The organism is Candidatus Zixiibacteriota bacterium, from assembly GCA_021159005.1.
Lineage (GTDB): Bacteria > Zixibacteria > MSB-5A5 > UBA10806 > 4484-95 > JAGGSN01.
The window spans coordinates 1-14,275 of the sequence record JAGGSN010000002.1; the positions used below are offsets into that span (position 1 = coordinate 1).

Genomic DNA, 14,275 nt, shown 5'->3' on the forward strand with positions numbered 1-14,275 from the left:
TCTTAGTTCGAAATATTTAACAAAATAAAAGATGAAGTGCCGATGTTTATCGGAGCCGCCCAACATCCCGCTGCTCTATGGGTTATGAAATAAGCAAGCTTCGATTGTTGGGTATTATTTTAAGAACTCTATAAAAAAGGCCGGACAGTAGTGAGCATTTATATACATTAAACTTAGTGTAATTTTTAATCCGAATTATTCACGAATCTTAATCCCAAATTTTGCAGACGATAACCCTGCTCTTGATTATTCGCAAATGTTAATTGGAAAGCCCCTTGCCAAAAGTTGGGTTTGAATTCAATAGTTTGCCAGTATCAAAGTTAAAGAGGCTGGCTTTTTTAATATTCAGATAATACTTTTTTTGATAAGGATACTTATTTGCACTCAGGCAATGCAGTTTTGATTCGCCGGGTCCTGACAGCTCGATGATAAACTCTTTACCGGTATCTTCAATGCCGGCAATCTTAACTGGAATCTGGCCATTATCGCCAAGCCAACAATCCTCCGGCCTGAATCCGAAAATGATTTTAGCATGAGCTGGCAATTCTAATCCCGATAAGAATGATTGAATATCCTCGATTAATATATGCTTGCCGCTTTTATCAACTTCAGCAGCTATCAAATTCATGCCGGGATTGCCTAAGAATCCGGCAGTGAAAGTATCGGGAGGGTTATCATACAATATGCGGGGTTTTTCCGGGCCGATTTGGTTTCCTTCATTAAGGATAATTATCCGGTCGGCTAAGCTCATCGCCTCCACTTGGTCATGAGTAACAAAAATAGAGGTACCGCCAACCTGCCTGTGAAGCATAAGCAATTCGGAACGCATTCTCGACCGCAGTTTAGCATCAAGATTGGACAACGGCTCATCGAATAGAAACAGCGACGGCTCGCGGATAATAGCTCGCCCTAAAGCAACTCGCTGTCTTTGGCCGCCTGATAATTGTTTAGGTTTTCTATACAAGTATTTATCAAGTCCGAGCAGTTTTGCAGTATCATTAACTTTCTTATCAAGTATATTCTTAGGAAATTTTCTAATCTTTAAGGCAAATGCCAGATTATCATAAACTGTCATGTGGGGATATAGGGCATAACTCTGAAAGACCATGGCAATATCGCGGTCTTTTGGCTCGAGATGAGTAACATCCGTGCCGGCGATATATACTCGTCCGGCATCAGGCTTTTCCAAACCGGAGATTATTCGCAGAAGCGTTGTTTTGCCGCATCCGGAAGCGCCGAGGATTACTAAAAACTCGCCTTTAGCGACAGAGAAATCAATCGAGCTTAATACAGCCTGTGAGCTGTCGAAGCTTTTGCTCAATGATTCAATTTTCAACTGGCACATAGATTAATATATATGCAAAATTAATATATATTTCCATAAAAATGATTGATTATTTGGGGAAGTAAAAAGTTCCGCTTCAGACACATGCTGTTTATGAAATCGTGATTGCAGCGGCAATAAATTTTTAAAATAATCATTGACAGAGATAAAAGAAAAAGTTATTTTTAAGAAAAGTCTATAGGATACATTCTTGTACTTGCTTCTTTGCTTCTTAAAGGCTTCTAAATATAAGAATGTGTAACTGCTGATATGATAGAACCGCATGTTAGTGTTATTTTCTTGTTTAGGACGAGGTCGTGAAAATATTATTATTCATACTATAGATGATGTTTTTAACATGTGGATTATACACTAAAACTATTTTATGTAAATCAATGAAAGGAGGATTTAATAGAAGGTGAGTAGGTCTTATTAGTCTTTATCGAGGGAGATGAGATTAATAAAAAGTACAAAGAGTAAATTTGCATCATTGAACAATAATCTAAGCAAAATGAATTGGAGAGGATATGACAAGAAAAATTTTAATGTTAGCCCTTGGTATTTGCTTAATCCTAGGTTTTGGTATTTCGACCGCCTTAGCCGATTGGATTCCGGAGGATGGCCATAAAATGCATTTCCCGCAGCTGCCGGATGAATTCGGCTGGGATGTAAATGCTACATGGAGTCCTGATGTACCGCCGCCGGTTGTTGTGGCAGATGACTGGATGTGCTCGGAAACCGGCTGGATTAAGGACATTCATTTCTGGGGCTCGTGGAAACATGGAATAACCGGTGATGTTGTAGGCTTCATTTTAAGTATTCATTCCGATTATCCCGGCCCGCCCTACAGCAGACCGGATAGTTTATTATGGGAGGCTTATATTGAGGATTACATGGTGCTTCCATTTTCAGGCGGTATGGAGGGTTGGTTTAATCCCGCCACCGGAGATGTATTTCCTGACGACCATATGGAATATTTCCAATACAATGTTTTTCTTCCCGATTCATTGTGGTTTTTTCAGGAACAAGGAACTATCTACTGGCTGAATGTAACGGCAATTATTGCAGATCCAATGATGACACAATGGGGCTGGAAAACATCGTTAGAACATTGGAATGACGCTGCGGTTTGGTCAATGGATATGATGACTTGGGATCCGCTGTATGATCCGTTTAGCATGGAACAGCTTGATATGGCGTTTGTAGTCACTGGCGAAGGTCCGGAACTTTGGGATTGCGACCAGAATCCGCCTGATGGCAAAACCGGCGGCGGCTGGGAAACCGAACCCAATGACAACTGCGCCGATGCCAACTTAGCACAGTGCGAATACGCTTATTGCGGCGATATTAATCCTGATGGCGACCAAGATTGGTGGGTGATTACTCTTCCTGCTGATACCTGCTATTGCTTGCATGTCAGGGTCTTAGCTGATGACACACCCGGCACTTATGCTTATGGCGGCGGACTAGATCCGAATTTAACTATCTATGATGCTGATTGCTCAACTGTACTATTTTTCAACGAGGATCATAATGGGCTATTCCCTGATGCCGAAGGGCATGATTCGCAATATGATTGTCAAGATTTAGGTAATTGCTACCTGCCCGGACAAACCCTATACATTAATATCGCCAGCAGTAGTTTAATTGATCAAAATGGTCCCTACCTTTTGATTATCAACTGCCACCCATGCGAATGTCCTGAAGAACCGGTAGATACTTGCAGCTACTACAAGTCGCCCTATCCGGATTATGCCCCGGCTGGCATGCCTGATTTCGACCAGAAACAGGATGCCTGGACATCGCCATATAACGGCAACTGGAGCTGGTGCGGACCGGTCGCTTTAGCTAATTGCTTCTGGTGGTTCGATTCTAAGTTTGAAACCAATACCATTCCTCCGCCGGCAATAATAGACAACTACCCGCTGGTGCAATCTTACTCTCCCGGTATATGGGATGATCATGACCCATTAAATACAATGCCGTTTATCCAGGCGCTGATGCCGTACTGCAGCACTGATGGTGCTGCCCCGGGTACTATGTTCTGGGATCTTGTAGCCGGCGCTCAAGTATGGATAGACTCGGCCGGATTGACGGATAGTTTCACCGTAACGCCATTTGTTGGACCAGACATGGAGATAATCACCAGCAACATATTAATCAGTCAGGATGTAATCCTGCTTCTTGGTTTCTATGAGCTTACTGATGATGAGCCATTCTGCAAATGGGTTGGCGGTCATTATGTAACCTGCGCCGGCGCTTGTCCTGAAGAACCGGCTATCTGTATCTCCGACCCCTATTTCGACCTCAACGAGGGCAATCCGCCCGGACCTCCTGCGCATGCATCCAATGTTCACAATGACGCCCAATTTGTATCGGGACCGCACGGCACTATTCATCACGATAAATACTATATGGCGTGGTACACAGGCCCGCCGTGCCCGACGCCCGGAACTGTAACATTGTCTAATTACACAACTGATTGGTACAACTGGTTATGGAATTTTGAAAGCCAGAACCCGCTTGACCCGATAGGAGTGCCTGTCCAGTATACGGGCGGTCCTATTGTTGTGCTAATCGATGCGGCTCTAATTATCTGCCCGGCTGAGGGACATATTCCCGACATCAATGTCAAGCCGGATACGCTCGATTATAGACAATGTATCGAAACGACTCAAACATATACCGACCAGATAATAATTTGCAATTCCGGAACCGGCGTATTGGTTGTCGATTCTATTACCTGCGACTTGCCGTTTGTTAATTTCCCGTTAATTTCTATACCAATAACTATCGCTCCAGCTGCTTGTGAAACATTGGATGTCCAGATTGATACACATGGCTATCCTGCTGGTCCATACTTCGGAAATTGTCATTTTTATTCCAATGACCTGGATGAACCAGTTGTGGATAGACCGCATATACGAGTAGAGATAACCGAACCTGATATCGCTGTTGTGCCTGACTCCATCTATCATTCTCAGGTAGTTAATACAGTTGCAACCTATCTGTCAGATTTTAATATCCAAAATAATGGCGGCTGTCGATTAAACTATGTGATTTCCTATACTCCGCCTTGGGCTACTCTTCATGGCGCAACAGGTATGATTCCACCAATGAGCAGCGACCCAATTGATGTTGATATAAACACTTTCGGTTTGTTGCCCGGAATTTATATTGATTCGGTAGCTATCAATTCTGATGATCCGGATACTCCAATCCTTTATCGCCCGATAATCGTTATCGAGGTTACCCCCATACCCCCGGATAGCTTGTTCTGGAAAGACTATAACGGGGATGATCCTGAAGGCTACATGCCTGATTTCGACCAAAACCAGGATATCAATGGCAACGGCATGGCTGATGATTGGGCATATTGCGGCCCGACATCCGTGGCTAATTCCCTCTGGTGGTTCCAGGGCAAATTCCCTGCTAGAGAAATCGTCCCGGATGCTTACTATGCTGCCGATCCGCCTGATCCGGTTGGATTCATAAACGAACTTGCGGGTTATATGAATACTAATGTAGGTATGCTGGGAACTCATGTTGACAGCATGCAGGCAGGCATAGATGAGTATCTGCTCGATAATGGTCTTGATGATTTGCTGTATGAGCATACTATCTATATGCCTACCTACGATACGATTTGCGCTGAAATTGAAATCTGTCAGGATGTAACGCTTCTGGTTGGTTTCTGGATGGTTACAGCGGTTTACGAAGAGCCCCCATTTTTCTATGTCGATTGGGCGCGCATAGGCGGTCATTATGTAACTGCTCACGGCTTCAATAATGGCAACTTGCTTATTGGCATATCCGACCCTGATGCTGATAATGCAGGGCAGGGTGTTACTGCCGGTATTATTCGCGGCACAAATCATGCTCACGGTGGTGTACCGTTCCGCGACCCATTATATGACCACAGCCAGCATAATGACGGTGTAAGCGCCTCACATGATGTTTACGATGTTATTGTTCTTGAACCTGATGGAATGTGCAGTCCGGCAGGCTTATGGGAACTCGACCACTTGTACTGGCGCGATATGACTACTGCCGGCAGATACGACAACCAGAACGGCGGCTCTCCTATTATTCCGTTTGAACTCTGGACCTGCCCGTATGTTGAGCTTCCACCGGAAGTCGGTATGATTTTCGCCGAGATTGAAGCGGCGGTTATTATTTCGCCTGTCGAGCAGTTCAATTTCGAATACCTGCCGGGTGATGCTAATATGTTCTTTGGCTTATGGCCGCCTATTGTTATTGGTGGTGATGTAACCTATCTGGTTAACTACTTCAAAGGCATAACGACATCTCAACCATGCATGATGAATAACCCGTCTGCACCAACTCCTCCGAGTCCATATTTTTGGGCTTCCGCGGATGCTAACGGCGATTGCATAGTCATGGGCAGTGATGTTATCAGGATGGTTGCTTACTTTAGAGGTCAACAGACAATCGAGTGGTGCGACCAATATCCGCCCGGATATCCGCCGATACCGCCTACAATGCCGCCCGGATGGCCAAATTGCCAGACACCACCGGCTACGCCCAGCGGCGAGGAGGTTGTAATTCCTACTCAATCTGACAAGTAACAAATAATTATATGGTCGTTCGCTTGTAAACGAGCGACCATATTCCTGCTGAAAAAGGAATATCAAATTACGAAAGGGCCGTTAATTCGGCCCTTTTTTGTTTGCCCGGTAAAACTGGCAAACTCGATTTGCCTTAGTCCTGTTTACTAAGCGCCGCTTGGTAACCAAGGGAAACAACGCTGGCTGCACGAGGACGTACACCAGCCACCTGAAGCAATACCAGTGCGCGAGGACGTACACCAACAGCTACCTCTGAAATCCGAGTTAGAAAAGAAAAGTGGCTATAGCGCTATCACAATCGGAACGTTATTTTAAGAATCGCAATAAGTGTTTGTTAAATGAATTGAAGACCATCCTGTATTTTTTTTCATCTTTTTCTTTTGTTATTAAGTAAAATATATTAATATATTAATTGCTTTGAAGTACTTCTTTTAGGAAGCAAGATGTTGATAACTGAAAAACAATTAAAGAATCTTGCTATTGTGCAATTTCTGGTTTAGGAAATTTTTCGGAGGGAGAGTTATGCCGTTTTGTCCAAATTGCCGTTACGAATACAGGGAAGGAATTACAGTATGTCCCGATTGTAAAGAAAAATTAGTAGAGTCGCTTTCAGATGAAATCACAGTTAATAATTCAGATGATGAAGCAATATATAAGGATTGGGTTCAGATTGCCCGATTGACATCACCGCAGTATGCCGAATTGGTACTGGAAGGATTGCGAGTTAAGGATATACCAGCGGTAATTCTTTCAGGCGCCGGGCATTTCGGTCAAACCGGACAGTTTGGCATTTCATCTTTTCGGTCGGTTGGCGGCGCTTATTCCATATTGGTGCCAAAAGCATTTATAGTTGATGCTGATAAAGAAGCGGAATTGATTTTAGGCGATGAATGGAAAAAAGCAAGGCTTGAAGATAATCTTTGAGAAATTACCACTCGACAATCAAAGAGCCGCGATAAGAAGTATCAAGGTCGGAATGATCGTTTAAGGCAATATCTATAATATATCTGGAAAATTTCAAGCCTACTCCGGTAGTAAGATTGCCAATATCGGAACCAACCCGCGCCGCAACAACATCTTTGAATGACAACTCGAACCCCAGATGAGTATCGGCTGATATCCAGCTTTGATAAAACTGAGCGGATGCTTTTCTGCCCTCGAAACGAATATCGGCATCGGTTAATACAGCGCCTTTAAAATTGCCAAACTGATGACTTAAGTCTAAACCCAATTTAAGCGTTGGATTGATAGTTTCTTTATTGTCGTATGAATATGATAAAACCGTGCCGGTTAAATCCTGAACGACTATGCCAGCGGTTATATTATCGCGAAAATAATATTTCATGCCGGCATCAAGCCCTATACCCCAGGCGGAAACATCGACAATTTTTCTGTATATCAGCTTGGTAGTCAGTCCCCAATCGATACGGTCGTTTTGGTTTCTGGCATATGATAACCCAAGTACATAATCAGCGTGCGAAGCCTCTTCTTTTACGCGATATATCCCCCGATATTCTTCGGTAACCAATATTCCGCCGCCGCCAAGATAATACAGCGACACCGCCGCTGCGCTTTCGCCATATCTTTTAGCGGCAGTAAGATAATCATGGTTCAATAACGCGCCAAATGTTTCCGAATGCATGAAAGCGGCTTGATAATCTTGAATTTTAGTTAGTCCGGCGGGATTATAATAACTTGAAAAAGCATCGCCATCCGAGGCGATATAGGCGCTGCCAAGAGCTAAGGCGCGCCCCCCGACTCCAAGATACAAAAACTCACCGGCATACTTCTCGGCTATTGCCGGTGAGAACATGATTAGACAGAGTATAAATACTCGATAAAATTTCAAAATACCCATCTAGGCTTAAATTATTCAGCTTTATTTTAAAGTCAACAATAAATAAAGAAAACCGGTTCCGTTATTTTTCTTTCTTAACCTTTATATGTTCAGCCCTATGGATGAGTTCCTCAAGTTTTGATACGGCCGTGATTGCCTGATTTACTAATTCTCTATCATCAATGATGCCTTTTTGACGGGCTTTCAATTCCTCAGTCATAAGAGTTGCCCGCGAAAGGTCTTTTTTCAGTTTATCAACATTTTCAATCTGATTGGCAATAAACGCAAATTTTTGTTCCAAGCCGTCTGCCATTTCACTATAACTGGCAATCTCTTTCTTACCCTTCTTAACCTGAGCAAGGGTTTCTGATACATCCGTCATTTTAGTCATTATTTTATCAAATTTTTCTTCAAAACCCTTAAGTTGTATTTGAAGTTTTTCAGATGCTTTGAGTTTGTTTTCGAGCATGACTGTTTTTTCAGTCAGGGCTGCCATTTCCATCTGTTTTTCTTTTATAGAATTAGCCAGGCTTATAATTTTGTCGGATTCATTGTCGAGGCTGGTAAACTTATCAGATAAATCCTTCTGGCAGACATACAGCGCTTTGACTGAATTTTTTATTTCATCATTCTTGGCTGAATAATTATCAGCCTCAGCCCTTGATTTCCCGCTTATATCCTTTAATGCCTTTAACTTTTGGTCAGCTTCTTCAAAATAGTTGTTTAGTACCTTATTTTTTTCTTCTGTAAAAGCCTGCATATCTGAAAGTTTGCTGAATAAATCCATAACTTCACCGGTATCAAGACGCAGGCTCTCGTGCGATTTACCAAGATTCAGGCTTTCTTTTTTCATAACCTGCATTTGATTTTCCCAGTCTGTTAATTGCTGGGTGATATTATCCATTTTTTCAGCCAAGTCATTCATTTCAGAATCGGTTTTATCGATTTTCTCATTCATCATTGTTAAATGCTGAGATTTGGAATCTATTGTTGCGATTTTGTATTCGATATTTTCAAGTTCAGATTTTACATTAAGAATATCAGCGGCTTTTTGACGGACTTCGCCGGCTGTTTCCTCAAATTTCTTGAAAGTCTCGCTGTTCTGTTCAATTAGTTTCCTTAAGCTTAAAATAGACTGTTCGCGCTGCATAACAGCTTTATGGGTTTTTTCGAGGTTGCGATAGATTTTTTCAACTTCAGCCATTTTATCCATAACTTCAGATATTTTACTGCCATAGGTATTTATTGATTCAAGATTATTCTTTAAGTTGGTTACGGTTCTATTTAAAGATTCCAGCTCTTTTTTCTGGAAGGCAATATTTTTCTCAGACTCCAATTGGAATTGCTCTACTTTTTCCTTTATCTGTGTCGCTTGTTCCGACTGGTCTTTAATCTCGGTGGCGGTTGCCATTGCCTCCATCAATTTGTTTTCCAAGACAAGGGCGCGCTTACGGTTAGCCTCGATTTGTTCCATTACTTTATTAACATCAGGCACCCGATTTAAAAACTTCTCGGTGTTCTGCATCATTTCGGCCATCTGACGCATAATTGCGCGTGACTCGTTCTGCGATTCCTCAGACCGTTTTAAAAACAGATTTATCTGCTCGGATGCTTTATGAAGTTTATCAAGTTCGCTTTTTGCCTGGCTTACCTGCTTGCCGAGTTGGGTTGCAAGTTCATCTATGATGCCAAGTTTTTTATGATGCTGTTCGAGTTCTTTAGCATGTTCATTTAGAGTTGTATATTGCCCGAGAATCTTATCAACTTTGTCGGCAAATGAGTTAATCTGGTCGAATCTGGCTTCAATATTTCTCAGATCGGTATCAAACTTATTTGTCTGCATTTCCATCTGGCGGATTATTTCCGTATCTTGTTCAAATTCCGACAGCTTTGATTTAATCTCCCAAAACAGCCCATTTGCTCTGCCTGATTCGATATGGGCTTTTTTAAGAAGTTCTTTCTGCTTGCTTAATGATTTAGTCTTAGCTTCAACATATTCAGCCAGTTCATGCAGACGGTCGATTTTCTGCTTGGTTGTTTCAAAAACTTCAGTAGCATTTTTAAGTTTATCAGACATTTTTTCAGTAGCGGCCATCCAGGTTGTTATTCTGGCAGATTCGCGGGAAACATCCTCAGTGGTTTTTTTGAACTGATTGCCCAACTCTGTAAATTGTTTAAGCTTGGATTCGGCATTTCCGAGACGGTCAACAAAGGCTTTGTATTTATTAAATAATTCATCCTGCTTCTTGCTTATTGAATCTATTTCCGGCGTGATATCATCAGAGAACTTTTTCACCTTTTCATTGATGGCATCTATTTCTTGGGCTGGTTTCTGCAGGGAGTTCAGCTTCACATCCAGATTATGCACCTGTGATTTTACATGAGTAAATTTATCAAACAGTTCAGTAGTCTGCATTTTTACTTCTCGAAGGCTTTCGGCATCCTTTTTGACTAATGTTATATCTCCTTCGATTTTCTTCAAAAATATTTCGAAATCTTTCACTTTTTGGGCGGTATCTTCAAAGGAAGAAGCAGTTTGCCTGATTTGATTAACGCGGTCGGAGACATTTCCTACCAGCAAATGAAGACGAGATTTTTCTTTCTGAGCGGTCTCGACAACGCTCTCAAGACGATTAGCAGAATCTTCTAAGGTACCGATAGCTTCGCCGATATCCTCCGGACCTCTTATCTTCTTAAATTTAAACATAACAGCTCTCCTTATAAAAATACCATAATTTCTTATAAATCAGTTCAGTTATTTGTATCGGAATTTTTAACTCAAACTATACAAAAAAGGAGTTCAATATTGCAATATCTCAAGATGTTTGAATCGCTTGCGAAAATTGGGCTTATAAAGAAAAAGAGGGCTATTGCTCATAACCCTCTTAAAAAAACAATGGAAATTTTACAACTACTTTATAACATTGTGCTTTTTCCCAACCTTTACGAAAGCTGCGATAGCTCGGTCAATATGCTCCATCTCATGGCCGGCTGATAGCTGGACGCGTATTCTAGCTTGCCCCTTAGGAACCACCGGGTAAGAAAAGCCTATCACGTAGATTCCTTCTGTCAGCATATCGGCTGCGAAATCCTGAGCTAACTTGGCATCATTTTCAAACTTGCCAAACATAATCGGAACGATAGCATGATCACCAGGAATAATATCGAATCCGGCTTCAGTCATTTTTTCGCGGAAATAATGTTGGTTTTTTTCGAGTTTGTCGCGCAGTTCGGTGGTTTTAGATAATATTTCGAAAACTTTAAGAGTAGCGCCGGCTACTACCGGAGCTAATGTGTTTGAGAACAAATACGGACGGGACTTTTGCCTAAGCCATTCTATCATTTCTTTTCTGCCGGATGTGCAGCCTCCGGAAGCGCCGCCTAAAGCTTTGCCGAAAGTGGTAGTGATAAGATCGATTCGTCCTACAACACCTCTATACTCATGAGTGCCCCTGCCATGCTCGCCCATAAAGCCGCTCGAATGCGAATCATCAACCATAACCAAAGCGTCATATTTATCGCAGAGGTCGCAAATCTTATCCAGTTTGGCGATATCGCCATCCATCGAAAAAACACCGTCGGTGCAAACAAGGCGGTATTTAGCATCAGCAGACTCTTTCAAGCAGCGTTCGAGGTCCGCCATATCGGCATGATTGTAGCGGAAACGTTTAGCTTTGCAAAGCCTTACGCCATCGATAATAGAGGCATGGTTTAAGGCATCCGAAATAATGGCGCATTGGTCATCGAGAAACGGTTCAAACACGCCGGCATTGGCATCAAAACAAGCCGCATACAGGATAGTGTCCTCAGTGCCGAGAAATTCGGATACTTTATCTTCAAGCTGTTTGTGGATATCCTGGGTGCCGCAGATAAAACGCACCGAACTCATGCCATAGCCCCACTCGTCAAGCGTTTTATGGGCGGCTTTGATTATTTCGGGATGGGATGATAGTCCAAGATAGTTATTGGCGCAGAAATTAAGCACAGTTTGGCCGGTTTTAACCTTGATTTCGGCTCCCTGCTCGGTCATGATAACTCGTTCGTCTTTATACAAGCCGGCTTCTTTGGTAGCTTTAAGCTCTCGAGTGAGATCGTCTTTAATTTTGCCGTACATTCAGCATTACTCCTTATTTTAAAGTTGCAGTTTTTTTCGGCTGTCAAGTTAAATATTTCACAAACAAAAAGCAAGCGGAGAATGCTGTTTTAAAATGCGCTTTCAATTATTTTTTTATCCGAAATCCCCTTTTTTATTATGGTGTTTTACAGCTTTTTTGCTTGCTTTTAATAGCATCAGCTTATATATTTCAAGTGTATAGAAGTATGCTCTTTTACAATAATTGTTTTAGTTTTTCAGTAATTCTTGCTCTGGTTCAGCTTATAAATGCAGTTCTTGAATAATCAGAAGTGCGAAAGAATCTGCTATTGTGTTTCATTATCCTGAATATTTTATACAATAAAGCCGAAAAATTATAATAAGGCATGGAAAAAGTGTTAATTCTTAAGCTTATAAAGAGAGATGTTGTTATAATGATGGGCATTTTTTTGGGGATGTATTTCAGGAGAAATTAAGCTATGAGCAGTTCGGAGAAAATAAGCGAAAGAGAAAGAAAACTACGGGTTGAACTGCAAAAACGTACTGTGGGTATGTATAGCGATGGTGTAGATGAACGCATAGATGCTAATGATTCACCTGAAGTTGTAGCTATTGGCAAAGAAGTCAGCCGGTTGATAGATGAGGAACATCTTGAGGAAGCTCGGGAACAACTAAAAAAAGAACTGGCTAAGAAACCAAATGAATTAGGCTTACTAAATCTGCAGATTATTCTTGACTGTCTTGAAAAACCTTTTGGCAGCTACGATCAAGCCAAAAAGACTGTTGGCCGTCTGATGAAAATCGCAGTAGAAAATGACAATAGTTATTATACCAGTGTAGCTTTGAACAACATTGGTTTTATTGCAAATAAAGAAGGCTTAGATGAATTCAGCCGGGTGATGTATTTAGCTGCTCATTTTATTGATAAAGAAGCTCTATCTACTATCTATAATTTAGCTGGGTGGTATGCTCGTAAAAACATGCTTGAGGAAGCACAAAAATGGGTTGACTTAATACTTGAGATTTCTCCCGATTGGCAAAATGATGAAAAAATCGTTACTTTTTTTAGAAAGAGAGAATCATTAGAAAATTTAAGGAGCTATGGTCCTTTTAAAACAAAAATATTAGCAAAACTCAAAGGAAACAAAACAGCTAAAAATTAAGTTGCAAACATATAGGGGAAATAAAATGAACTTAAATGGAGGTAATTATGAATAATTTGAAAATTTTAATTGTCGGCTTAGTCCTTGGGGTTTTTCTTACACTTCCTTTTTACCCCATTTCTGATGCTAAAGATAATAATATCGATAGCGGGGAAACTTATCGAGGCGCGAACAGCAATAGAGAAGATAATCATGATGAGTTGAAAGGTGGTTTTAAAGCCTACGAGCAAAGAGGACTTGGCGAAACTATTTCTCGCCATGATGAAGGATAGGCATTGTATTTCCATGAAGCAGGATAACGCAGTAAGCAGGCAGTTGGAGGTTTTCATGTGTAAAGCTCCTCGATTAGAAGACAAAATTCGAATGGAAATACAACATTGGTTCAGCAACAATGGCTATAGTTTTATTTTAGTTATTAAAGAGTTTTGTCAGGGCAACAGGAGATCCCTCAGCCAGGTAATGGTTATGGTCGAAGAATTGGCGGCCAAGGTTTTTGTTGGAGAGGGAAAATCTGTGAATAACGAGCTCCTTGAAGATTTAGAATACGGCATATTCGATCTTATAGGGCAATTTAGCTCAACACCGGGCGGCGATGCTCTTGAGAATGCAATTAGAAATAATATAATTGACAATCTCACTACAATATTCGCCGAAACAAAAAAGCAATGGAATTTGAATAATTACAAGATAACAGCTTCTTATGAGGAATTGGATCCAAAATATGATTTAATTCCCGCAAATGAAACTATTTCGGAAACAGAAGCTGATTGCGATGCTGACTATTTAAGAAAATGCGCCAGAAATCAGGCTAAAGAAATTCTTGATGAATTAGTTGTATTTGCCAAAGCTAATTTTCGCGGCGAGATGAAGCGTAAAATCGCAATTAACTGGCTCGAAAATCCCGATAAGCGAAAGGATTTTCGCTGGCTGGCGTCCATGACAGGTACGAGTATCGGAAGCGCCAAAGTGATACTTACTCGTATTAAGCAATCGGTTGCCAAAAATTACAACCTTAAGAAGACAAGTAATAAACTTGTATTATTACGATCAGATTAAATTGATATAGTAATTATTGGTTCAAATAAAATCGTGAAATTGTCAAGCCAAGTTTATCTCGGCAGAATTTTGCAATCAACGAAAAAAAATAAAATTGGGGCAAGATAATAGATTAATTATATTCAAAATTATTTTATAAAGTATTGCACTACTTTCCGACCTTTTTTATAGAGTTCTTAAAATAATACCCAACAATCGAAGCTTGCTTATTTC

The 14,275-nt window shown here is 41.1% G+C and carries 9 protein-coding genes; 5 read left to right on the top strand and 4 right to left on the bottom strand.

Features of this window, described 5'->3' with window-relative positions; translation table 11 throughout:
- Positions 1-259: 259 nt before the first annotated feature.
- A complete protein-coding gene (locus J7K40_00210; GenBank protein MCD6160820.1) occupies positions 260-1,345 on the bottom strand; it encodes an ABC transporter ATP-binding protein in 1,086 nt (361 codons plus the stop codon).
- Between the two features lie 506 nt (positions 1,346-1,851).
- Here J7K40_00210 and J7K40_00215 point away from each other — a divergent pair.
- On the top strand, positions 1,852-5,913 hold the full coding sequence (locus J7K40_00215) for a hypothetical protein (protein ID MCD6160821.1): 4,062 nt from the start codon (positions 1,852-1,854) through the stop codon (positions 5,911-5,913).
- 522 nt (positions 5,914-6,435) lie between these two features.
- Positions 6,436-6,837, top strand: coding sequence for a hypothetical protein (locus J7K40_00220; GenBank protein MCD6160822.1), 402 nt, complete (start codon positions 6,436-6,438; stop codon positions 6,835-6,837).
- A gap of 4 nt (positions 6,838-6,841) precedes the next feature.
- Here the strand turns inward: J7K40_00220 and J7K40_00225 are convergent, their stop codons facing one another.
- From J7K40_00225 to kbl, 3 genes are all read right to left on the bottom strand, one after another.
- Positions 6,842-7,771: a PorV/PorQ family protein gene (locus J7K40_00225; GenBank protein MCD6160823.1), complete on the bottom strand. Its 930-nt coding sequence runs from the start codon at positions 7,769-7,771 to the stop codon at positions 6,842-6,844.
- Positions 7,772-7,832: 61 nt separating this feature from the next.
- A complete protein-coding gene (locus J7K40_00230) occupies positions 7,833-10,457 on the bottom strand; it encodes a hypothetical protein (protein ID MCD6160824.1) in 2,625 nt (874 codons plus the stop codon).
- Positions 10,458-10,661: 204 nt separating this feature from the next.
- Positions 10,662-11,864, bottom strand: a complete 1,203-nt coding sequence (gene kbl, locus J7K40_00235; protein MCD6160825.1) for a glycine C-acetyltransferase — start codon at positions 11,862-11,864, stop codon at positions 10,662-10,664.
- A gap of 458 nt (positions 11,865-12,322) precedes the next feature.
- Between kbl and J7K40_00240 the strand changes: the two genes are divergently transcribed.
- The 3 genes from J7K40_00240 to J7K40_00250 are packed head-to-tail and all read left to right on the top strand — an operon-like array spanning position 12,323 to position 14,062.
- Positions 12,323-13,006 carry a hypothetical protein gene (locus J7K40_00240; GenBank protein MCD6160826.1) on the top strand — a complete coding sequence of 228 codons (684 nt, stop codon included), beginning with the start codon at positions 12,323-12,325 and terminating at the stop codon, positions 13,004-13,006.
- 47 nt (positions 13,007-13,053) lie between these two features.
- Positions 13,054-13,278 carry a hypothetical protein gene (locus J7K40_00245; protein ID MCD6160827.1) on the top strand — a complete coding sequence of 75 codons (225 nt, stop codon included), beginning with the start codon at positions 13,054-13,056 and terminating at the stop codon, positions 13,276-13,278.
- 55 nt (positions 13,279-13,333) lie between these two features.
- The gene (locus J7K40_00250; protein ID MCD6160828.1) at positions 13,334-14,062 is read left to right on the top strand and encodes a hypothetical protein; all 729 of its coding nucleotides are present in this window, start codon (positions 13,334-13,336) and stop codon (positions 14,060-14,062) included.
- The last annotated feature ends 213 nt before the right edge of the window (positions 14,063-14,275 follow it).